Raw genomic sequence first — 21,705 nt, 5'->3', positions numbered from 1 at the left:
ACTGATCCAACCATCAGATAAACTAAGGCATTGAGAGGGGTCATGACGGACAATCCGCTTCGAGGGCTGGCCGGCGTCGGGCAGAGCGTCTGGTACGACAACATCCATCGCGGCATGCTGCCGGAGGAGCTGGAGCGCCTGGTCCGGGAGGACGGGCTGAGCGGCGTGACCACCAATCCGGCCATCTTCCAGAAGGCGATCGGTGGCACCGACGCCTACGACCAGGCCATCACCGAGGCGATCGGGCAGGTCGGCCGTGACCCGGAAGCGGTCTTCGAGGCGCTGGCCATGGACGACATCCGCGCCGCGGCGCGGGTCCTGCGTCGGGTTTATGAGGCCAGCGACGGCGTCGACGGCTACGTCAGCATGGAGGTGTCACCGGATCTGGCCGGGGATGCGCGCGGCACAGTCACGGAGGCTCTGCGCCTCTCCGCCGAGGCCGGCGAGCCCAACGTCATGATCAAAGTCCCCGCCACCTCGGCCGGCGTGGAGGCCTTCGAGGAGCTGACGGTCCGGGGCATACCGGTGAACGTGACCCTGATCTTCGGGGTCGAGCGCTACCGGCAGGTGGCCGATGCGTACGTGCGCGCCCTTGAGCGGCGCCGTCAGGCCGGGGATCCGGTCGCCGCGCCGGCGTCGGTGGCGAGCCTGTTCATCAGCCGCCTCGACGCCAAGATCGATCCGCTGTTGTCGGACGATGCGTCGGCGCCCGTGCCGCCCGGGCAGGCGGCCATCGCCAACGCGCGGACCGCCTACTCGGTCTATCGGGAGATCTTCCACGGCGCCGGCTTCGCCGCCCTGGCCGAGGCCGGAGCGCGGCCCCAGCGGCTGCTCTGGGCTAGCACCGGGGTCAAGGGCGAGCGCTACCCGGAGACCTACTATGTCGAGGCGCTTGCCGGCCCGGAGACCGTCACCACCTTGCCGCCGGCCACCTACGAGGCATACCGCCGGGACGGCCAGCCGCAGGAGCGGATCACCGAGCGGCTCGAGCAGGCGCCCGCGGTGCTCGACGAGCTGCGGGCGCAGGGCATCGACCTCGACGGTGTCCTCGCCGAACTTGAGCGCGAGGGAATCGATGCCTTCGTCCAGGCCCACCGGGCCCTGCTCGAGGCCCTGGAGAAAAAGCTGCAGGCCGCCGCCGGGACGTGAGACCCTGACCCGCCGAGATCCCGTAGGCGTCATGCAGAGGAAGGAGGCTGCCATTGGCCACGTACGCGATCGGTGACATCCAGGGATGCTGCGACCCGCTCAAGCGACTACTGGAGCAGATCCGCTTCGATCCGGCGCAGGACACGATCTGGTTCGTGGGCGATCTGGTCAACCGTGGCCCGGACTCGCTCGGTGTGCTGCGCTTGGTGCGCAACGAGCTCGGCGATCGGGCGATCACCGTCCTCGGCAACCACGACATCCACCTGATGTCGGTCTGGAGTGGCCACGGCCGGCTGAAGAACGCCGATACCCTGCGCGGCACCTTGGATGCCCCGGACGTCGATGAGCTGATCGAGTGGCTGCGGCGCCGGCCGCTGATGCACGTCGACGAGAGCCTGGGCTACGCCATGGCCCACGCCGGCCTGCCGCCGGCCTGGAGCGTGGCCGAGGCGAAACTGCGCGCCCACGAGCTGGAGCGGGCCCTGCGCGGCGACATCCCCCTCGACGACCTGATGGACAACATCTACGGCAACCGGCCCATCGAGTGGTCCGACGAGCTCGAGGGCTACGACCGGCTGCGCTTCATCACCAACGCCTTCATGCGCATGCGCTTCGTCGACGGTCAGGGTCGGCTGCTGCTGCGCGAGAAGGGTCGACCCGACCGTGCCCCAGAGGGGCACTACCCATGGTTTGTCGCCCGGAGGCGGCTGCGCGCCTCGCCGGATCCGGTGAAGCTGGTGACCGGGCATTGGTCGCTGCTTGGCTTCCACAATGACCACGGGGTGCTGAGCATCGACACGGGCTGCCAGTGGGGCAATACGCTGACAGCCGTGCGGATCGATGACGGCAGCGAGGCGGTGCATAGCCTCAAGTGTCCCGAGCACGCCTGAGCGGCCGCTCAGAGCGCCTTGAGCAGTCGCTGCCAGTCGAAGGCCGGCCCCGGGTCCGTCTTGCGTCCCGGGGCGATATCGCTGTGGCCGGCGATGCGATCCGGCTTGATCGCCGGGTAGCGGGCCCGCAGCGTCTGTACCACCGGGAGCAGCGTCACGTACTGAGCCTCCGTGAACGGAGTGCGCTCGTCGCCCTCGAGCTCGATCCCCACCGAGAAGTCGTTGCACTCGGGGCGTCCCCGGAACGACGAGCGGCCGGCGTGCCACGCGCGGCGGTGGAACGGTACGTACTGCGTGACATTGCCTTGGCGGTCGATGAGCAGGTGGGCAGAGACGCGCAGATCGGCGATCGACTCAAAGGTGGGGTGAGCCGCCGGGTCGAGCTGGTTGGTGAACAGCTCGTCGATCCAGCCGCCGCCGAACTCCCCGGGGGGCAGGCTGATGGCGTGGAGGACCAGCAGGTCGACGACGCAGCCAGGCGGGCGGGGGCCGTGATTCGGTGAAGGGCAGTGGCGGGCCGGGTGCAGGAGCCCTGTGGCGGGATCAATGCTGTAGCGTCCGCTGCTGGGCACGGGACGGCTCCGGCAACCGTTGACCGATGGCCCCCGCCGCCTGGCGGGGGCCATCAGATACCGTCGAAAGGGGTCGCCTCAGCGGCCGATGGCCACGTCGAGGCGGGTGCCGAAGGCCGACTCGTAGCGGCTCTTGAAGCTATCGGCGTCGATGGAGTGGTTCTGCGTACCGCTCTGCTCGACCTTGATCGCGCCCATCAGCGAGGCGATACGGCCGGTGGTCTCCCAGTCCAGATCGCGCAGCAGGCCGAAGAGCAGCCCGGCCCGGAAGGCGTCGCCGCAACCCGTGGGGTCGGCGACCTGGCTGATCGGTGCCGCCGGCACGTGGATGATCTGGCCGTTGGTGTAGATGTGGGAGCCCTCGGCGCCGCGGGTCACGATCAGCGCCTCGACCTTGTTCGCGATGTCCTCGAGCTCCATGTGGGTCTTCTCGGTGAGCAGGCGCGACTCGTAGTCGTTGACCGCCACCCAGGTGGCGCCCTCGACGAACTCACGCAGCTGATCACCGTCGAACGCCGGCATGGCCTGGCCCGGGTCGAAGATGAACGGGATACCGGCGTCGACGAACTGCCGGGCGTGCTTGACCATGCCCTCCGGGCCGTTGGGGGCGACCACCCCGACCTTGCCGCCGGCGTCGGTGGGGACGTCAACCTTGTGGGCGTCGCCCATGGCGCCCGGGTGGAACGCCGTGATCTGGTTGTCGTCCATGTCGGTGGTGATGTAGGCCTGGGCAGTGTAGTGCTCGTTGAGCGTGCTGATATAGCGCTGCTCGATGCCGTGGCTTGTCATCCAGTCGGCGTAGCTGCCGATGTCGGCGCCGACGGTGGCCAGGGTGAGCGGCTCCTCACCGAGCATCTTCAGGTTGTAGGCGATGTTGCCGGCGCAGCCGCCGTATTCGCGGCGCAGCTGCGGCACCAGGAACGAGACGTTCAGGATGTGGACCTGCTCCGGCAGGATGTGGTTCCGGAAGCGGTCGTGGAACACCATGATGGTGTCGAAAGCGACAGAGCCGCTGATAATGGCGGACATTGAATCCTCCTTGTCGTGGGTGTTCGTTAGCCTTCCCAGCGCAGATCGAGCTCACGCGCGGCCTTGACGTCGTCGAGCCGGCGCACGGGCAGGCGGTACGGAGCGCCCTTGACCATGTCGATGTTCTCGCGCGCCTCCTCGCGGATGCGCACCATGGCGTCGACGAAGCCGTCGAGCTCGCGCTTGGACTCGGTCTCGGTCGGCTCGATGAGCAACGCCTCGGGCACCAACAGGGGGAAGTAGGTGGTCGGCGCATGGTAGCCGAGATCGAGCAGGCGCTTGGCGAAGTCCATGACGTTGGCGCCGAGCTCCTTGGCCTCGTGCTTGAGGCTGACGATGAACTCGTGGCTGGCCCGGCGCTCCGGGTAGGCCACGGTGAAGCCGGCCTCGCGCAGCCGGGTCATCAGGTAGTTGGCGTTGAGCGTCGAGTACTCGGCCACCCGGGGCATGCCCTCGCGGCCGAGCATGCGCATGTAGGCGTACGCGCGCAGCAGCACCCCGGAGTTGCCGTTGAAGGTGCACAGCCGGCCGATGGAACTCGGGCAGTCCGTCTCGGTGAGCCAGCGGTAGTGATCGCCCTCCCGGGTGACCCGGGGGATGGGTAGGTAGGGTAGCAGGCGCTCGCTGACGCCCACCGCACCGGCACCCGGTCCCCCGCCGCCGTGGGGCGTGGAGAACGTCTTGTGCAGGTTCATGTGGATGACGTCGAAGCCCATGTCCCCGGGCCGCGCCTTGCCGAGGATGGCGTTGAGGTTGGCGCCGTCGTAGTAGAGCAGGCCGCCGGCCTCGTGGACGGTGGTGGCGATCTCCTCGATGCGCCGCTCGAAGACCCCCACGGTCGACGGGTTGGTGAGCATGATCCCGGCGGTCTGCGGTCCGACGGCCGCCTTGAACGCCTCCATGTCGACGTCCCCGTCGGCACCGGTGGGGATCTCGCGCACCTTGTAGCCGCACATGGTGGCAGTGGCCGGATTGGTGCCGTGGGCCGCATCGGGCACCAGGATCTCGGTGCGCCCGTCGTCGCCGCGTGCGTCGTGGTAGGCGCGGATCATGGCCACACCGGCGAACTCGCCCTGGGCGCCGGCCATCACCGACAGCGTGACATCCTGCATGCCGGTGACGACGGCCAGATCCTGCTGGAGCTCGTGGATGCAGGCCAGGAAGCCCTGCCCCGTCTCGTCGGGCGCCAGCGGATGGCGCTCGAGGAACTGGGGCAGCATCGCGAGGTTGTTGGCACCCCGCGGGTTGTACTTCATGGTGCAGGAGCCCAGCGGGTAAAAATGGGTGTCGATGGAGAAATTCTTCTGCGACAGCCGGGTGTAGTGACGCACCGTCTCCAGCTCCGAGACCTGCGGCAGTTGAGGCTGGCGCTGGCGGCGGAAACGGCGCGGGAGGCTGTCAGCCCCCGGCGCCTCCTTGGGGGCCTGGGCGTAGGCACGCCGGCCCTCACGGCTGATGTCATAGATGAGCACAGCTTCGGACTCCTCAGTCATAATCACAGGGCGCGCTGCACGTCGTCGTAGTCGGGTTCCTCGGCGATCTCGGGGACGAGCTGCGTGTACACCACCTGCCCGCCGTCATCGATGATCACCACGGCCCGGGCGCACAGGCCCTCCATGGGGCCCTCCTCGATGCGCACGCCGTAGTCGCGGGCGAAGGCCGAATCGCGCATGGCCGAGAGCATCACCACGTTGCCGACGCCCTCCGCGCTACAGAAGCGCTGCTGGGCAAAGGGCAGATCGGCGGAGACGGTGGCGAAGGTGACCTCCGCATGGCTGCGGGCCAGCTCATCGAAACGCTTGGCCGAGGCGCTGCACACCGGGGTGTCGAGACTCGGCACGATGTTGAGCACCAGCCGCCGACCGGCGAAGTCGCCCAGTCGGTGATCCTGCAGCTCGCTGTCAACCAGCCGGAAATCCGGGGCTGCCGAGCCGGTGCCCGGCAGCTCGCCGCAGGTACGGAACGGGGTGCCCTTGAGGGTGACGGTGGCCATGGCGCGATACCTCCTCCGCGACGATGCGCGGTTGTGGGGCTCAGGCGCGGGCGCGCTGCCCGGTGTTGCGCAGGGCATCGGCCAGCGCCGCAGCGAACCGGTCGATCTCCTCGGAGGTGCGGGTCTCGGTGGCGCAGACGAGCAGCGCCGGACCCCACTCCGGGAATTCCTGACTGAGGTCGTAGCCACCGAGTACGCCGCGGTGGGCGAGCGTCGGCAGGACCTCCTCGGCAGGCGCGGGGATCCGCAGCGGGACCTCGTGGAAGAAGGGGCCGTCGAAGAGCCGCTCGACTCCATCGATGGCTGTCAGCTTCTGTACCAGCTCCCGTGTGCGCTCGTGGCTGACCGCCGCCACGCGGGCGAGCCCCTCGGCACCGAGCAGGGACAGGTGCACGGTGGCCGCGGTGACCATCAGCCCCTGGTTGGTGCAGATGTTGGACGTCGCCTTGGAGCGGCGGATGTGCTGCTCCCGGGCCTGCAATGTCAAGGTATAGCCGGTTCGCCCGTCGGCGTCGACCGTTCGCCCGACGATCCGGCCGGGCAGTTGACGCACGTGCTGCTTGCGCGTGGTCATGTAGCCGAAGTATGGGCCGCCGGAGGCCAGCGGGATGCCCAGCGGCTGCCCCTCGCCACAGGCGATGTCGGCGCCTTCGCTGCCCCACTCGCCGGGTGGGGTCAAAAGCGCCAGAGCGACCGGGTTACACACGGCAATGACCAAGGCGTTCAGACCGTGGGCCCAGTCGGTCAGGCGGTCCACCTCCTCGAGGGCGCCGAAGAAGTTCGGCTGCGGGACCACCACCGCGGCGAAGGGTTCGTCCTCGAAGCGGCCGAGTGCCTCGGGATCGATGCGCCCGACGGTGTCGTCCAGGGGAGCCTCAACCAGCTCGATGCCCTGGTTGGCGACAATGGTCTCGACCACGCGCCGGTAGTACGGATGCACGCTGCGCGGCATCAGTACCCGCTTGCTCTTGGCCTTGCGGTTGGCCCGCACGGCCATGAGCACCGCCTCGGCCAGCGCGGTGGCGCCGTCGTAGAGCGAGGCGTTGGAGGCGTACAGCCCGGTGAGCTCCGACATCATGGTCTGGAACTCGTAGAGCAGCTGCAGGGTGCCCTGCGACGCCTCGGCCTGATACGGCGTGTAAGCGCTGTAGAACTCACCGCGGGTGGTGATCTCCCAGACGGCCGCCGGAACGTGGTGATCGTAGGCGCCGGCGCCCACGAAGCAGGCCGGCTGCACGTCCTGCGCGGCCCGGCGACGCATAAGCTGCGTCACCTCCATCTCGTTCATCCCGGCGGGGATGGCATCGATGGACGCCTTACGCAGCGATTCGGGGATTTCGTCGAAGAGATCCTCGATCCGCTCGACGCCGATGGCGTCGAGCATCTCGCGGATCTCCTGCTCGGTATGCGGTACAAACGGCATCGTTCGGGTCCCGTGTTAGCGGACGGGTTTCAACCCTCGTCGGCCACCAGCTCCTGATAGGCGGCGGCATCCAGAAGACCGTCGATCTCACTAGTGTCGGCGGGCTGGATGCGCATGATCCACCCATCGCCGTAAGGGTCGGTGTTCACGGCCTCGGGGTTGTCGGCCAGGGCCTCGTTGCCCTGGGTGACCTCGCCACTGATCGGGGCGTAGACGTCGGAGGCGGCCTTGACCGACTCGACCACCGCGCACGCCTCTTCGGCCTGGACCTGGCTTCCGGCCTCCGGCGGTTCGACGAAGACCAGGTCGCCCAGCGACTCCTGGGCGTGCTCGGTGATCCCCACCGTCACGCTGCCATCGGCTTCCACGCGGACCCACTCGTGGTTGCGCGTGTACTTGAGGTCTTCAGGTACCTGACTCATGGGATGCGTTCCTCGCAATTCGGGGATGAATTCGCGTCTGAAAGCCGTGGAAGGGCTAGACGCATACCTTACCATGGCGGACGAAGGGCGGTTTGACACGCCGCGCGGCGGCCTCGCGGTTGCGGATGACCACGCGGAAATCGCCCTCGGCGTCGGCGGGGATGCGGGCCAGTGCGATGGGCCCGCCGAGGGTCGGCGAATGGGCGCCGCTGGTGATCACCCCGTCGCCAGCGTCAGTGCGCACGACGTAGCCCGCGCGGGCCGGGGCGCGACCCTCGACCACCAGGCCGATCAGGCGCCAGGCGACGCCCTGGCGGTGCTGCTCCTCGAGTGCCGCACGGCCGACGAAGTCGCGATCCTCCGGGGCCCACGCCACGGTCCACCCGAGCGCGGCCTCCAGCGGCGTGGTCTCCTCGTCCATCTCGTTGCCGTTGAGGTTGAGTCCGGCCTCGAGGCGCAGGCTGTCGCGGGCGCCGAGCCCGCACGGTTGGGCGCCGGCCTCAGTCAGCCGATCCCACAGAGCGGGGGCCTGGTCGGCCGGTAGGATCAGCTCGAAGCCGTCCTCGCCGGTGTAACCGGTGCGCCCGGCAAAGACCTCACCCACCGTGGCCGCCTGGAACGGTTTACAGGCCAGCGCTGCGGCAGCCTCGTCGCCGTAGAGCTGCTCGAGCAGGGAGGTCGCCCGCGGCCCCTGGACCGCGACCATGGCCAGGTCGTCCCGGGCCTCGGCGGTGACGCCGGCCTGCTGCGCCTGTTCGAGCAGCCGCGGGCGGACCTTCTCGCGGGTGGCGGCGTTGGAGACCAAGCGGTAGGTCTCCTCGTCGCGTAGGTAGACGATCAGGTCGTCGACGACACCGCCGCGCTCGTTGAGCAGGCAACTATAGAGGGCTTGGCCGGGGCGCCCGTCCAGCTTGGCGACATCGTTGGCCAGCTGTTGGCGCAGCAGGCCACGGGCAGCCGGGCCGGAGAGGTCGGTGACGGCCATATGGGAGACGTCGAACAGGCCGACGTCGCTGCGCACGGCCTGGTGTTCGGCCAGCTGAGAGCCGTAGTGAAGCGGCATCTCCCAGCCGGCGAAATCGACCACGCGGGCGCCGGCGCCCACGTGTCTATCGTAGAGCGGAGTTCTTTGCGGCATCTCTGGAATCGGTCGCTAGGGTGGCGAAATACTATACGCACAAAGTCCGATAAACCCAAACGAGGGGCCCTGAGGCGCCGGGTGCCGGGCCCTAGCGACCGCGGATCGTGCCCCGTACGAGCAGGATCACCGGCAGCAGCCCGACGCCGACCAAGGTGATCGCCGGCACCGCCGCCCGCTCCCACACGCCCTCGGTGGTGAACTCGTAGATGCGCACCGCCAGGGTATCCCAGCCGAAGGGTCGCAGCAGCAGGGTGGCGGGCATCTCCTTCATCACGTCGACGCCGACGAGCAGCAGTGCGGTGAGTAGCCCCGGGGCGAGCATGGGCACGTAGATCCGGCGGATCACCTCGCGGTCGCCGGCGCCCAGGCTTCGCGCCGCATCGCGCAAGACGGGACGGACCCGCTCGAGGCTGCTGTCCACGGCGCCGTAGGCGACTGCCATGAAGCGCACTACGTAGGCGAGGATCAGGGCGAAGATGCTTCCCGCAAGGAAGGTGGTGCCCAGTCCGCCCCAGGGGCCGACCAGGCTGGCTACCAGGTGATCGAGCCAGGTCAGCGCCAGCATGATGCCGACGGCCAGCACTGCGCCGGGTAGCGCGTAGCCCAGGGTCGCGGCGGTGACCGCGCGCTGGGTCAGCCGGTCCGGCTGCACGCGGCGGGCATAGGCCAGCAGCAGTGCGATCAGCACGGTGAGCACTGCGGCGCTGGCGCCGAGGGTGAGGGTGTTCTGGATCAGCGACCAGTAGGTGCTGTCCAGATCCTCGAGGCGCCGGGAGGCCCAGATCAGCAGCTGGATCATGGGTAAGACAAAGCCCAGCGCCAGCACGGTGCCGGCCGCCGCTGTGGCCGCCCAGCGGCGCCAACCCCGCAGCTGGATGCGCTCCAGGTGCTGGGTGCCGCCCTGGGAGAAGCGAGCCCGGCCGCGGGCCCGGCGTTCGACCCACAGCCCGGCGAGGATGATCAGCAGCAGGATGGCCGCCAGCTGCGCGGCGGCGTTGATGCTGAAGAAGCCGAACCAGGCACGGTAGATGGCCGTGGTGAACGTCTCGAAGTTGAAGATGGCTACAGCGCCGAAATCGGCCAGCGTCTCCATCAGGGCCAGGGCCGTGCCCGCGGCGATGGCCGGCCGGGCCATGGGGACGGCCACCCGGAAGAACGCCGCCCACGGTGACAGCCCCTGGATGCGGGCGGCCTCCAGGGGGCCTCGGCCCTGGGCGAGGAACGCCGTCCGGGTGAGCATGTAGACGTAAGGATAGAAGACCAGCGCCATGACCAGCACTACCCCCGGTGCCGAGCGCACCGAGGGTAGTTCGAAACCGGGGCCGATGAGCTCCCGCAGTCCGGTCTGCAGCGGGCCGGCGTACTCGAAGAAGCCGATGAATACGAAGGCCAGCACGTAGGCCGGAACCGCCAGCGGCAGCATCAGGGCCCAGTCGAAGAAGCGGCGCCCGGGGAATTCGCAGACCGCCGTCAGCCACGCCAGGCCCACGCCCAGGACCATTACGGCGCTGCCGACGCCAAAGATGAGGATGGCGGTGTTGCGCAGGATCTCGGGCAGCAGCGTGTCGGCCAGGTGGCGCCAGACCTCGTGATCCGGGTTCAGCCACGAGAACAGGGTCACCAGGATGGGCGTGAACAGCAGGCCCCCGGCGATGACCGCGAAGACACGCCAGGGGCCGATGCGCTGCCAGAGTCGGCGCAGCCTGGGGCTGCGCGCCGCGCTCGTGAGCGAGACCACGTCGCTTACCGGTACCCGGCCCGATCCATCAGCATGGTGGCCTGGCGCTGGAGCCGGCCGGCTTCGCTGACGTTGATGGTATCGGGCTTGAACTCGCCCCACCCGGCGACGATGGGATCGAGTTCGACGCCCTCCACCGCGGGATACTCAAGGTTAATGGCGGCGAACTGCTCCTGGGCGTCATCGCTGGCCAGCCACTCGAGCAGCTTTTGGGCCTTCTCGGGGTTGGAGGCGTGCCGGGTTACGCCGGCCCCGGACACGTTGACGTGGACGCCGTGGCCATCCTGATCGGGCCAGAAGACCTCGACCGGGAAGTCCGGGTCATCGCGCAGGATGCGCCCGAGGTAGTAGGTGTTGGTGATGCCCACGTCGCACTGGCCGGCCTCGATGGCCTCGAGGACCGAGGTGTCGTTGGAGAAGGGTGAGGTGGCCAGGTTGTCGACCCAGCCCTCGACGATGCGGGCTGTCTCCTCCTCGCCCTCGTGGTGAAGCATCATGGCCACCAGAGACTGGTTGTAGACTTGCTGCGAGGTCCGCAGGCACAGCCGTCCCTCCCACTGGTCGTCGGCCAGGCCGGCGTAGGTGTCGAGTTCTTCGGGATCGACCCGCTCGGGGCTGTACATGATGGTGCGTGCGCGCACGGACAGACCGAACCAGCGATCCTCCGGATCGCGCAGGTGCTCAGGGATGCGCTCGCGCAGCTGCGCCGAGTCGAGGCTGGCGAGCAGGTCGTTCTCGGTGGCCTGGTGCAGGTTGCCGGCATCCACGGTGAGCAGCACGTCCGCTGGGGTGCGCTCGCCCTCGGCCTTGAGCCGCTCCATCAGCGGGCCGGCGTCATCGGTGACGAAGCGCACGGAGATCCCGGTCTCTTCGGTGAAACGCTCGAGAATGGGGCTGATCAGGTGATCCTGGCGCGCCGAATAGACGGTCAGCTCATCGTCACCGGTGTCGCACCCGGTTACCAAGACGGCTCCTGCGACCAGCGCGGTCACGACGGGGATTCGACGGGACATGGGTTCTCCCTGTGTTTGGTCCATGACAGCGATCGATGATAATGATTCTTGTTTCTGGCTGGCAAGCGTCTTGTCACCCTGGACCGGAATTCGTTATACGCCAGGTCCGCGGGCGAGCTCCGGGAGGTCGCCGTGGAGGCCCATCAGACCGGTCATCAGCGCCTGTCGCAGGGGCGGCAAGCGGGCCGCGATGCGTAGCCCCGTGCCTCGCAGCAGGGGCAACGGCGCTGCCTGCGCGCCGAAAAGCCACTGGGTGATGTCCAGACCGTTCTGCATGCGCGCGTTGCTGCCCCGGCGACGCCGCTCGTAGCGACGCAGCGGGCCGATGCCGCCCGGATCGCGCCCGGCCGAGTGGGCCTCCAGGACGCACTCGATCAGCGTGGCGGCATCCAGCAGGCTGAGGTTCACTGCCTGCGCGGCCAGCGGGTGCACCGTGTGGGCCGCATTGCCGACCAGCGCCAGTCGCGGTCCGATGTAGCGCTCCGCACGCCCGCGGATCAGCCGTTGTGCCTGGCGGGCGGATGACGCCTCGATGCCGCCGAGCAAGGCGCCGCTGGCGATCTCCAGCTGATGGTGAAACGAGCTGCTGTCTGCCTCCAGAAGCCGCCGAGCGCGCGTCCGGGGTACCGGCCAGAGCAGGGCTGACTCGTGCTCGTCGAGGGGCAGCAGGGTCAACGGCTCGTCGCCGCAGAAGCGCTGGCGGACGGTGTGCCCCGGGGGGCGCTCGGTGCGGATCCGGGCGATCACGGCGTCCTGGCCGTAACCGGCGCGGCGCCAGCGGATACCCGCCAGCCGGCGCAGGGGGGAGTTGTCGCCGTCGGCGGCCACCAGCAGCCTGGCGGTCAGCGCCTGCCCGTCCTCGAGGTGAATGGTCAGCCGCTGCCGGTCGGCGGCGATGTCGCGGACAGGGCCCGTGGCCAAGCGGCGCGTCTGCGGTAGGGCGTCGAAGAGCTCGCGCAGGGCGCGGTCAATCACGCCCCGCTCAACCACGTGCCCGAGGCGCGTCTCGCCGACTTCACAGGCGCTGAGGGTCAGGTGAGCCGCGGCGTTGCAGTCCTCCAGTTCCAGCGCCTCGATCGGGTAGGTGCGGTCCCGGGTGATGAAGGGCCAGCCACCGAGATGGCGCAGGACCCGCTCGGAGACGATGTCGATCACCGAGTGCCGGGGCTCGCTCCCCGGTGCCGGGGCCGCACAAACCTCTGCGGCATCCAGCAGGGTGACCGCCAGGCCGCCTCGAGCGAGTCCGACGGCGGTCGCCAGCGCCGACGCGCCGGCGCCCTGGATGATGACGTCCGCTTCCTTCACGACGGGTCCTCCCCGGTGGCCTCAGGTGGTCGGCAGGCGGCGACCGGCAACGGGCCGACCCGCCCGGCGCCGGTGCGCAGCAGGGTGCGCCGCATGGGGGGGCAGCGCTGCAGGGCGGCTAGTCCGGCACTGCGCGCCAGCCGCAGCAGCGGGTGGGCTGACCCGAAGCCGCTCACCAGGGTGTTGGTAAAGGCCCGCGTGCGCAGGAGATCCTCGGAGCGTCGCCGGACGTAGGCCCGGAGCAGCGGTTCGGCGCCGGGGTCGCCGCCGCCGGCGCGGCTGTCGCCGATGAGCTCGACCAGCGTCGCCGCGTCGCGCAGAGCGAGGTTGAGGCCCTGTCCGGCGACCGGGTGCAGGGTATGCGCCGCATTGCCAAGCAGCAGCACCCGGCCGGTATACGGGGTCGGGGTGTAGCGTTCCACCAGCGGGTAGGTGAGGCGGTGACCGCAGCTGCGGAAGGGGCCCAGGCGGTAGCCGAAGGCCTGTTGGAGGGCGGCCAGGAACCGCGCATCGTCGCCGTCGCGGTAGGCCTCGGCGCGTTCCGGCGGCACGGACCAGACGATGGCGCAGCGCCCCTCGGCGATGGGCAGCAGCGCCAGGGGGCCGGCTCGGGTGAAGCGCTCGAAGGCCCAACCCTGGTGGTGTCGGGCCGGCGTCACGGTGGTGATCACCGCGCTCTGGCGGTAGTCACGGCTGTGCACCGAAAGTCCGGCCAGCTTGCGGGTCTGGGAATCGGCTCCGTCCGCGGCGACGAGCAGGCGCGCGCTGAGCCGTTGCTCACCGTCGGTCCCGGCCGAGGTCACCCGGACGCGATCGCTGCCCTGTTCCACGGCCTGCACCTGAGCGGGACTGATCAGGGTGATGCGCTCGTCGGTTTCCAGACGCTCGCCGAGGACGGTGCCCATCTGCCGGTTGGCGAGCAGCCAGCCAAGCGCATCCACCCCCTCTTGCCCGGCGTCGAAGTGGACGAAGCCCCAGCCGCCCTGCTCCGATACGTGGATGTGTCGGATCGGGGTGAGCACCGACCGCACTGGTTGCCACAGCCCCCAGGCGTCGAGGATGTAGCGGCTGGAGGGAGCGAGGGCCGTATGGCGTTCATCGAAACTTGGCTGTGCACCATGATCCGCTGGGACCGGCTCGATCACCGCCACGCGCAGCCCGGCCTGGGCCAGCCCGCAGGCCAGGGCGCCGCCGACCAGGCCGCCGCCGGCGATGATGATGTCGTAGGGCTCGGTCTCCAACGTCAGTCGAAATCTCCACTTTCCTCGTAGCCCGCGCCGCGCACGGCGCCCATCAGATCCTCGATGGCCTCGGGCGTTTTCGGGACGCCGCTGGTGAGCACGCGCGGAGTCTCCCGTTCGACAACCACGTCGTCCTCGATACGCACGCCGATCCCGTGCCAGCGACGGTCCACCTCCTCGCTGCCCGGTGGGCAATAGAGCCCCGGCTCGACGGTCACCACCATGCCGGGATGGAGGACGCGCCACGCTCCCTCTACTGCATAGCTGCCGACGTCGTGCACGTCCAGTCCCAGCCAGTGCCCGGTGCGGTGCGGGAAGAAGCGCCGGTGGGCGCCCTGCTCGATCAGGCCGTCGACTTCGCCTTCAAGCCAGCCAAGATCCACCATGCCCTGGGTGAGGATGCGCGTGGCGGTGCGGTGGAAGGCGTCGAAGTCGTTGCCGCTGCGCACCTGCTCGATAGCTGCCTCCTGGGCGGCGAGGACCACGTCGTAGACGGCCCGCTGTTCGGCGCTGAAGGAGCCGCTGACCGGGAAGGTGCGGGTGATGTCCGCGGCGTAGCCGTCCACCTCGGCGCCGGCGTCGATGAGCACCAGATCGCCCTCGCGCAACCGGTCGCGCAGGGTGATGTAGTGGAGCACGCAGGCGTTGGCGCCCCCAGCGACAATGCTCGGGTAGGCCGCCTCGCCGCCGTGGCGATGGAAGATGCCGAGCAGTTCGGCAGCCAGGGTGTACTCGGGCATGTCCGGCTGCACCACCTGCATGGCGCGCCGGTGGGCGGCCACCGAGATGCCGGCGGCCCGGCGCATGGCCTCCAGTTCAGCCGGGCGCTTGATCAGGCGCTGCTCGTGGATGTTGTGATCGAGCAGTTCGATGCTGCTCGGCGCCACGCTTAGGCCACGGGCGCGTTCGCGGCCGGCCTGCAGCCATTGCAGCAGCCTGCGATCCCAGTGTTCGTCGCGCCCCAGCGGACCGATGAGCCGCTCCCGGCCGACGAGCAGATCGGGCAGGCGTTGATCAAGCTCGCTCAGCGGCCAAGCCTGGTCAGCGCCGTAGGCCGCACAGGCCGCCTCGGGACCGGTGCGTGCCCCGGCCCAGCGCTCCGCGTCGGGATCCCGCTCGCGGACGAACAGGATGTACTCGCCTTCGGGCCGGCCCGGGGCGATGACCGCTACGGCGTCCGGCTCCGGGAAGGCGGTGAGGTAGCGGAAGTCGCTGTCCTGGCGGAACGGATGATCCACGTCGCGATTGCGCGGCTGCTCCCGTGCCGCCGGGATCACCGCCACCGCGGCCTCGCCCATGCGCCGTGCCAGGGTCTCCCGCTGCTCGCGGGCGAGCTGCCGGAAGTCGATGGCCTCGCTCATGAGTTCTGCGCCTCGATGCTCGGGTGCCCCATGTGCTCGCGGCAGAGCAGGACGCCGACGCGGATGTACTCGAGCAGCTCCGTGTAGGACGCCTCATCATCCTCGTCGTCGGCTGGCTCGGCGGCAACCCGGGCGATCTCGGCCAGGTCGCTGAGGAACTCGCGGACCTCGGCGGGCAGTTCGGTGTCCTGGCCGGGCTCGGTCCGGCCGATGCCGAACAGGAACCCGCTGCCCCAGGCGGCCAGGGCGCGGACCCGCTCGTTCAGCGGCTCGTCCTCGGGCGGCAGCAGCGGCGCAAAGCCCATGGCGTCGTCAGCGAGTTCGGTGGCGGTTTCGTCGTAGAGCAGCGTCAGGGTCTCTAGGCAGGCGCGGGCCGACTCGCCGCGCGGTTCGGTATCCGCCAGCACCTCGGCGATCCAGTGCGCCTGCCCGGCCTCGCCGGTGCCGCTGAGCATACCGGCCAGCATCCCGTGGGCTTCGGCTGCACCCACCGGCGTACCGACCGCCTCGAGGACCTCGGCGACCCCCTGATAACGTTGTCCGGAAGCCATGGCTCGTCCACCCTCATCTGTCGTGGAACCGGGATGGTCCCATCCTAACAGCGGCGCTGCCGATTGACCGTGCCCGACCGGCGCACTATAGTCGGCGATCAGGGGAGGTGACTCCAAGTGTCTGATTACTCGGTCGAAGAGCTGGTGCGTCTGGAGCAGCGCATCGAGCAGCTGCTGCGCCAGCACGAGCGCCTGCGCGAAGAAAACCGCCTGCTTCGCCAGGCGCAGGAGCAGCTCCAGGCGGATCGGGCCGCGCTTCAGGAGAAGAACGAACTCGCCCGGTCCCAGATCGAGTCGATGATCAGCCGGCTCAAGGCGATGGAGCAGTAGCGCATGACCGAAGCGGTCAAGGTACGCATCCTCGATCAGGACTTCACCGTGGCGTGTCCCGAGGACGCCAAAAACGAGCTGTTGCAGTCCGCGGACTATGTGGATCGCAAGATGCGCGAGATCCGCAAGAGCGGCAATGTGGTCGGCACGGATCGGGTTGCCGTGGTGGCGGCGCTGAACATCGCCTACGAACTGCTCAGCGTCCAGGCCGAGAACGAGCAGCTGGCAGACGTACGCCAGCGCCTGGCCCGGCTGGACGCGCGCATTTCGGAGGCTGTCGACGGTGGCTCCTGAGATTGCTTGCACGAAACCCTGCCGTGGGTGATCATGGAGTCACGGCATCCCCTGCGGTGTTCGATCTCAGGCCGAGTTATCTTGAGCCTCAGAGCAATGCCCAAGGGACCGGGCGTGGGTTGACCGGTGTGCATGTCCGCTTCGAGCGGAAAGCCTAAGGCAGCTCCCCCCGTCCCTACCTGAACCGAAGGGTTCAAGGGCAGGCCTGTACGGCATACGCGGGGGGTGTCCTTTTTCCCTTGCCGCGCATACCTCCTTCCCCCTTGTGTCGAGGAGTGCCGCCTTGGCTGCCAAGCGCGACATCCGCCGTCGCTTGCGCGAGCACCGTCGCCGGATCCCTGCCAGCGACCGTCGTCGTGCCGGACTCCGCTTGCGCGACGAGGTGCTCAGGCTGGTCGTGACCCGGGGCCTGCATCGCGTAGCCGGATACCTCGACGCCGACGGCGAGGCGCCTACCGGGGCGATCCTCACGGCACTGCACCAGCGCGGGAGGGCTGTCTACCTGCCGGCGTTGCGTCGGCACGGTCGCCGCATGGCCTTCCGGCGCTGGGTCCCGGGCACTCCGCTGCGCCCCAATCGGTACGGAGTCCCCGAGCCGCCGCCCGCGCTGGCGGACGAGGTGCCGGTGCGGGGGCTGGATCTGGTGCTGGCTCCGCTGGTTGCCTTTGATCCCGCCGGGCGGCGGCTCGGTATGGGCGGCGGATTCTACGACGCCACCTTCGCCCGAATGCGCCGCTACCCCTGGCACCCTCCGCGGATCGTTGGCCTGGCGTTCAGCACGCAGCAGGTGGCGGAACTGCCCGGCGAAGCCTGGGACCTGCCCCTGGACGGGGTGATCACCGAGCGTGGCTATGTCAGTCTGCCGGTACGCACGATCCGGCAGGAGGCGGCATGAACCGCTGGTTGATGAAGTCCGAGCCCGACGTTTTCGGCATCGAGGATCTCGCTGCGGCCCCGCAGGGGACTGATCGTTGGGATGGGGTGCGCAATTACCAGGTGCGCAACATGATCCGTGATCACATGCGTCCGGGTGATGTGGCCTTCTTCTACCACTCCAACACCCGTCCGCCGGGGGTGGTCGGGTTGATGGAGGTGGTCAGCGACCCTTACCCGGATCCTACGGCTTTCGATCCTGACGACCCCCACTACGACCCGAAAAGCACCCCGGAGGCGCCCCGCTGGTTCTGCGTCGATGTCCGCTTTCGCGAGCGCCTGTCCCGCCGGGTCACCCTTCAGGAGCTGCGGGATTGCCCCGAGCTTGAGGGGTTCCCGTTGATCCGGCGGGGCAATCGTCTGTCCATTGTCCCGGTCACCGAGGCGCAGTGGACGGCCATCCTCCGCCTGGCCGACGACTGAGCGGGGCCTTTCCAACCCGGGTGCGTCGCCGGCGTCCGCGGTCGGTGGGCTCATCTTCCCGTCGACGCGGCCGATCCCCTCTCCACGGGCCGGCGCCATGGCAGCGCCGGCATCAGCCCACAAAAGGGAGCCGACGCGATCATGAACGAATCCGGCACCAGAGACTGGCGCATGGGGCGCTGGGTGGTCATCAGCGCGATCCTGGCGGTGTTTTTCGCCGCGCCGGTGGCTTACTGGGGTTACCAGTCGTTTGAGGAGCGGGTCGACGGGCAGCCACCGCCGGAGGTCGTGGATCCGGAGCCGTTTCGGGTCCCCGAGCTGACCTTCATCGAAGCCGACAGCAGTGAGGTTCTGCTTGAGCGTCTGCGCGAGCACGGCGGCGAGCAGTGGCCTCCCGACGAAGTGGTTCCGGCGGTGACTGCGGGTAGCTTCCCCGAGGACCTCGACGAGGTGGACGTGCAGACCCGCAAGGAGGTCTTCTTCCGTATCCTGACGCCCATCGTACTGGCAGAAAATGCCCGTCTGCGCGAGGCCCGCGCGTTCGTGGTCGAGGCCGGGGCCCGTCGCGACGAGCTCGAAGGTGCCGCCGGCGAGCGCCTGGAGGCCCTGGCCGAGCACTACCGGGTCGATCTCGACGACGACGATGCCATTGAGGTGTTGCTCCACCGGCTCGACGAGATCCCGCCGGATATGGCTCTGGCCCAGGCCGCCAACGAGAGCGGCTGGGGAACCTCGCGCTTCACCCGGCAGGCCAACAACCTCTTCGGCGAGTGGACCTGGACGCAGGAGGAGGGTCTGGTCCCCGAGCGTCGCGGCGAAGGTGAGAGCCACCGCATCCGGGTTTTCCCGTCCCTGCAGCGCTCCGTGCGCTCCTACTACTTCACCCTCAATGTCGGGCACGCCTACGACGATCTGCGTGATCTGCGCGCCGAGATGCGGGATGAGGCGCGGGAGCTCGACGGGGAGGCACTGAGCGCCGGATTGACGGCCTACTCGGAACGCGGCCAGGCCTACGTTGAAGAGGTGCGCTCGATGATCCGTTTCAACGAACTCGCACGGATCAACGGCCTGCGTCTCGACGAGGTCGAGCACGAGCCGACGCAGCTGGCCGAAGCCGGGGGGCCGGACGAGGCGGAGGCGGCCGGCGAGTGATCGCCCCCGCCGCCCCGGGTCAGGGGTTGAGCCACTGCTTGCTGAACCAGAAGAAGCGCCCGCTGCCGTCGCGGTGCGGCGCGGTGCAGTTGTAGCGGGCGCGACCCTTGCCGAAGGGCTCCTCGGCCTGCACGGCGAAGCGGGTCTGCTCGTCGTCCAGCCATTCCACCTCCATCGCCCCCTGGCCACTGGCGAAGCAGTTCAGGCGGCCGGCGCCGACGTCGTGGTCCTCGGCCAGCTGGATCTCCATGCGCGGCGGGTTGTTGTCCGCGTCGAGGAGCGGGTCGAAGGGTTCCATCGACTCGACGGGCAGCGGCAGGCTGTTGGCACGCAGTTCGAAGTCCTCCATGTCGCCGAACTGTTCGTTGACCGCGAAGCGCGGCAGGGCACGCTTGTCGCTGAGTGTTCCGATGGCCCCGGAATGCTGTCCGAAAGCGGTGTACCCCTTGTCACGAAGCAGGTCGGCCAGTTCCGGGTTGTACTCGCCGAAGGGGTAGGCGTAGAGCTTCGGGTCGGTGTTCACGTCCTCGCCGAGTTCCTCCTGCAGGCGCTGCTGGGCGTTGTCGACGTCCTCGCGCATGCGCGCCCGCCACGCCTCGTCGTCCTCCTCGTCATCCCGGCGGACGAGGTAGTCGTGGCTGGAGGAGTGATTGGCGAAGCGGACGAGGCCCGAGTCGCGCATCTCGCGCATCTGCTCCCAGTCCATATAGGCGGAGCGGCCCGAGTCGACGTCGTCGGTGGCGACGAAGACCGTCATTGGCCAGTCGCGCTCCTTCAGGCGGGGGAACGCCTCCTCGTACACGGAGGCGTAGGCGTCATCGACGGTAATCGATACCGTCCGTTCCGGGAGCTCGCCACCGTGGCGGAGCACGTCGATGACCCACTCGACGGGCCAGACGTTGAAGTCCTCCTCCTCAAGGTAGTCGAGCTGTGCCTCGAACTGCTCGAGCCGGACGCTGGTGGACGGATAGCGGTCCTCGCCGAAGCGGTGATACATGAAGACGACGGCGCTGCCCCGGGGCTCGGCCTGCGGATCCTTTTCCGGCGGCTGTTGCCCGAGGGCGTGGCTGCTGCCGCCCGCCGTTAGGGCGGCCAGGGTGATGCCGAGCGGCAGCCAGGTGCGTGCGTGCATAACGGATCTCCTCGTGTGCGCGGGCTCAGCTCAGGAACAGCTTGTAAGCCGGGTTGTCCGTCTCCTCGACGCAGCTGTAGTCGAGTTCGTGCAGGAACTCCTGGAAGGCCTCGCGCGCGTCGGCGGGCACCTGGATCCCGCAGAGGACCCGACCGTAAGCGGCGCCATTGTTGCGGTAGTGGAACAGGCTGATGTTCCAGCGTCCCCCCAGGCTGGCCAGGAACTGCATCAATGCACCGGGGCGCTCCGGGAACTCGAAGCGGTAGACCACCTCGTCGGCGACACCGTGCCCACGGCCGCCGACCATGTGGCGCACGTGGACCTTCGCCATCTCGTCCCGGGTTAGGTCGAGCACGGGGTACCCCTGTTCGCGCAGCCGGTCGATCAGGGCGTGGCGCTCCTGGTCGCCCTCCTGCAGGGCGATTCCGGCGTAGACGTGGGCGGTGTCCGGGTCGGCCATGCGGTAGTTGAACTCGGTGATCGGTCGTTCGCCGATGGTCTCGCAGAAGCGCCGGAAGGCGCCCGGGCGCTCGGGGATGGTCACCGCCAGCACCGCCTCGCGGTGCTCACCCAGCTCGGCGCGCTCGGCTACGTGGGACAGCCGTGAGAAGTTCATGTTGGCGCCGCTGTTGATCGCCACCAGGGTTTCGTTGCGGATGCCGTGCGCGCTGGCGTATTTCTTGGCGCCAGCCACACCGAGTGCCCCGGCCGGCTCCAGAATGGAGCGGGTCTCCTCGAAGACCTCCTTGATCGACGCGCAAATCTCATCGGTACTGACCAGCACCACCTCGTCGATGTGGCGGCGCAGGATGGGCCAGGTATGCTCGCCGATCTGGCGCACCGCCACGCCGTCCGCGAACAGCCCCACCTGATCGAGGCGGACGCGCTCGTCGCGCTCGAGGCTGGTGGCCAGGGTCGGGGCATCCTCGGGCTCGACGGCCACGATGCGGATATCCGGGCGCAGCTGGCTGATGTAGACGGCGATGCCCGCGGCCAGTCCGCCGCCACCGACCGGGATGAACACGGCATGGATGTCGCGCGGGTGCTGGTGGAGGATCTCCATGCCCACCGTGCCCTGGCCGGCGATGACGTCCGGGTGGTCGTAGGGTGGGATGTAGGTCAGGCCGTGGCTGTCGATCAGTTCTTGCGCCTTGCCCGACGCGGCGTCGTAGCCGTCGCCGTGCAGCACGACGTTGCCGCCGAAGCGGCGCACCGCGTCCACCTTGATCTGCGGTGTGGTCCGCGGCATGACGATGGTGGCCTCGATGCCGAGCCGTCGCGCCGAGAGCGCAACACCCTGGGCGTGGTTGCCCGCCGAAGCGCAGATCACTCCGCGTTGGCGGGCCTCCTCGGAAAGGCGGATGATGCGGTTGTAGGCGCCGCGCAGCTTGAAGGAGAAGACCGGCTGGAGATCCTCGCGCTTGAGCAGCAGGTGGTTGCCCATGCGCGCTGAGAGGATCGGCGCGGCCTCCAGCGGCGTCTGCTCGGCGACGTCGTAGACACAGGCGGTCAGGATGCGCTCAAGGTAGGCGCGCTGATCCTGTTCCAGCGCCGGTTTGTCGGCGTCGGGCTTGACTTGGTTATGATGGGTAGCCATATCACCTACAGCATAC

The 21,705-nt window shown here is 68.9% G+C and carries 22 protein-coding genes and 1 other RNA gene; 8 read left to right on the top strand and 15 right to left on the bottom strand.

Going from position 1 to position 21,705, the window contains the following annotated elements; all coding sequences use genetic code 11:
• Positions 1-42 precede the first annotated feature (42 nt).
• On the top strand, positions 43-1,149 hold the full coding sequence (tal, locus tag CCR79_RS06780; protein WP_201170139.1) for a transaldolase: 1,107 nt from the start codon (positions 43-45) through the stop codon (positions 1,147-1,149).
• Positions 1,150-1,202: 53 nt separating this feature from the next.
• Positions 1,203-2,039, top strand: a complete 837-nt coding sequence (locus CCR79_RS06775; protein WP_201170136.1) for a symmetrical bis(5'-nucleosyl)-tetraphosphatase — start codon at positions 1,203-1,205, stop codon at positions 2,037-2,039.
• Between the two features lie 8 nt (positions 2,040-2,047).
• Here CCR79_RS06775 and ampD read toward each other — a convergent pair whose 3' ends face one another.
• The 13 genes from ampD to CCR79_RS06710 all read right to left on the bottom strand — a co-directional run bounded on the left by ampD (position 2,048) and on the right by CCR79_RS06710 (position 15,828).
• Complete coding sequence (gene ampD / locus CCR79_RS06770; protein ID WP_238633647.1) at positions 2,048-2,611, bottom strand: 1,6-anhydro-N-acetylmuramyl-L-alanine amidase AmpD; 564 nt, start codon at positions 2,609-2,611, stop codon at positions 2,048-2,050.
• A gap of 78 nt (positions 2,612-2,689) precedes the next feature.
• Complete coding sequence (locus tag CCR79_RS06765; RefSeq protein ID WP_201170132.1) at positions 2,690-3,640, bottom strand: carbohydrate kinase family protein; 951 nt, start codon at positions 3,638-3,640, stop codon at positions 2,690-2,692.
• Between the two features lie 26 nt (positions 3,641-3,666).
• The gene (gene gcvPB / locus CCR79_RS06760) at positions 3,667-5,133 is read right to left on the bottom strand and encodes an aminomethyl-transferring glycine dehydrogenase subunit GcvPB (RefSeq protein ID WP_201170131.1); all 1,467 of its coding nucleotides are present in this window, start codon (positions 5,131-5,133) and stop codon (positions 3,667-3,669) included.
• Between the two features lie 2 nt (positions 5,134-5,135).
• A complete protein-coding gene (tpx, locus tag CCR79_RS06755) occupies positions 5,136-5,633 on the bottom strand; it encodes a thiol peroxidase (RefSeq protein WP_201170130.1) in 498 nt (165 codons plus the stop codon).
• 40 nt (positions 5,634-5,673) lie between these two features.
• Positions 5,674-7,056 carry an aminomethyl-transferring glycine dehydrogenase subunit GcvPA gene (gcvPA, locus tag CCR79_RS06750; protein ID WP_201170129.1) on the bottom strand — a complete coding sequence of 461 codons (1,383 nt, stop codon included), beginning with the start codon at positions 7,054-7,056 and terminating at the stop codon, positions 5,674-5,676.
• A gap of 29 nt (positions 7,057-7,085) precedes the next feature.
• Positions 7,086-7,478 carry a glycine cleavage system protein GcvH gene (gene gcvH / locus CCR79_RS06745; protein WP_201170128.1) on the bottom strand — a complete coding sequence of 131 codons (393 nt, stop codon included), beginning with the start codon at positions 7,476-7,478 and terminating at the stop codon, positions 7,086-7,088.
• 55 nt (positions 7,479-7,533) lie between these two features.
• Complete coding sequence (gene gcvT / locus CCR79_RS06740) at positions 7,534-8,616, bottom strand: glycine cleavage system aminomethyltransferase GcvT (protein WP_201170127.1); 1,083 nt, start codon at positions 8,614-8,616, stop codon at positions 7,534-7,536.
• Between the two features lie 91 nt (positions 8,617-8,707).
• Positions 8,708-10,357 (bottom strand): ABC transporter permease subunit, encoded by a 1,650-nt coding sequence (locus tag CCR79_RS06735; protein WP_201170125.1) that lies wholly within the window; start codon positions 10,355-10,357, stop codon positions 8,708-8,710.
• 5 nt (positions 10,358-10,362) lie between these two features.
• A complete protein-coding gene (locus CCR79_RS06730) occupies positions 10,363-11,370 on the bottom strand; it encodes a Fe(3+) ABC transporter substrate-binding protein (protein ID WP_201170124.1) in 1,008 nt (335 codons plus the stop codon).
• Positions 11,371-11,463: 93 nt separating this feature from the next.
• Positions 11,464-12,675: an FAD-dependent monooxygenase gene (locus tag CCR79_RS06725; RefSeq protein ID WP_201170122.1), complete on the bottom strand. Its 1,212-nt coding sequence runs from the start codon at positions 12,673-12,675 to the stop codon at positions 11,464-11,466.
• On the bottom strand, positions 12,672-13,916 hold the full coding sequence (ubiH, locus tag CCR79_RS06720) for a 2-octaprenyl-6-methoxyphenyl hydroxylase (protein WP_201170120.1): 1,245 nt from the start codon (positions 13,914-13,916) through the stop codon (positions 12,672-12,674). The genes CCR79_RS06725 and ubiH overlap by 4 nt, the downstream gene beginning before the upstream one ends.
• A 2-nt stretch (positions 13,917-13,918) precedes the next feature.
• Positions 13,919-15,277, bottom strand: a complete 1,359-nt coding sequence (locus CCR79_RS06715) for an aminopeptidase P N-terminal domain-containing protein (RefSeq protein ID WP_201170119.1) — start codon at positions 15,275-15,277, stop codon at positions 13,919-13,921.
• Positions 15,274-15,828 (bottom strand): UPF0149 family protein, encoded by a 555-nt coding sequence (locus tag CCR79_RS06710; protein WP_201170118.1) that lies wholly within the window; start codon positions 15,826-15,828, stop codon positions 15,274-15,276. The genes CCR79_RS06715 and CCR79_RS06710 overlap by 4 nt, the downstream gene beginning before the upstream one ends.
• A 117-nt stretch (positions 15,829-15,945) precedes the next feature.
• Here CCR79_RS06710 and CCR79_RS06705 point away from each other — a divergent pair, with 117 nt between their 5' ends.
• The 6 genes from CCR79_RS06705 (at position 15,946) to CCR79_RS06680 (ending at position 18,960) form a co-directional block, all read left to right on the top strand.
• Complete coding sequence (locus CCR79_RS06705; protein ID WP_201170117.1) at positions 15,946-16,158, top strand: TIGR02449 family protein; 213 nt, start codon at positions 15,946-15,948, stop codon at positions 16,156-16,158.
• A gap of 3 nt (positions 16,159-16,161) precedes the next feature.
• Entirely contained in the window at positions 16,162-16,452 is a 291-nt protein-coding gene (locus CCR79_RS06700; protein WP_201170116.1) for a cell division protein ZapA, read from the top strand.
• A 45-nt stretch (positions 16,453-16,497) separates the two neighbouring features.
• Positions 16,498-16,681, top strand: a non-coding RNA gene (gene ssrS, locus CCR79_RS06695) — 6S RNA.
• A gap of 54 nt (positions 16,682-16,735) precedes the next feature.
• Positions 16,736-17,347 carry a 5-formyltetrahydrofolate cyclo-ligase gene (locus tag CCR79_RS06690; RefSeq protein WP_201170114.1) on the top strand — a complete coding sequence of 204 codons (612 nt, stop codon included), beginning with the start codon at positions 16,736-16,738 and terminating at the stop codon, positions 17,345-17,347.
• Positions 17,344-17,808, top strand: a complete 465-nt coding sequence (locus CCR79_RS06685; RefSeq protein WP_201170111.1) for an EVE domain-containing protein — start codon at positions 17,344-17,346, stop codon at positions 17,806-17,808. The genes CCR79_RS06690 and CCR79_RS06685 overlap by 4 nt, the downstream gene beginning before the upstream one ends.
• Before the next feature lie 141 nt (positions 17,809-17,949).
• Complete coding sequence (locus tag CCR79_RS06680; protein WP_201170107.1) at positions 17,950-18,960, top strand: glucosaminidase domain-containing protein; 1,011 nt, start codon at positions 17,950-17,952, stop codon at positions 18,958-18,960.
• A 19-nt stretch (positions 18,961-18,979) separates the two neighbouring features.
• Here the strand turns inward: CCR79_RS06680 and CCR79_RS06675 are convergent, their stop codons facing one another.
• A complete protein-coding gene (locus CCR79_RS06675; protein WP_201170105.1) occupies positions 18,980-20,092 on the bottom strand; it encodes a polysaccharide deacetylase family protein in 1,113 nt (370 codons plus the stop codon).
• Positions 20,093-20,117: 25 nt separating this feature from the next.
• On the bottom strand, positions 20,118-21,689 hold the full coding sequence (gene ilvA / locus CCR79_RS06670) for a threonine ammonia-lyase, biosynthetic (RefSeq protein WP_238634667.1): 1,572 nt from the start codon (positions 21,687-21,689) through the stop codon (positions 20,118-20,120).
• Positions 21,690-21,705: the final 16 nt, after the last annotated feature.

The sequence above is a fragment of the Halorhodospira halophila genome, assembly GCF_016653405.1.
Taxonomy (GTDB): domain Bacteria; phylum Pseudomonadota; class Gammaproteobacteria; order Nitrococcales; family Halorhodospiraceae; genus Halorhodospira; species Halorhodospira halophila_A.
Note: the sequence above shows the minus strand (reverse complement) of the source record. Positions and strands in the feature narration are given on the sequence as shown.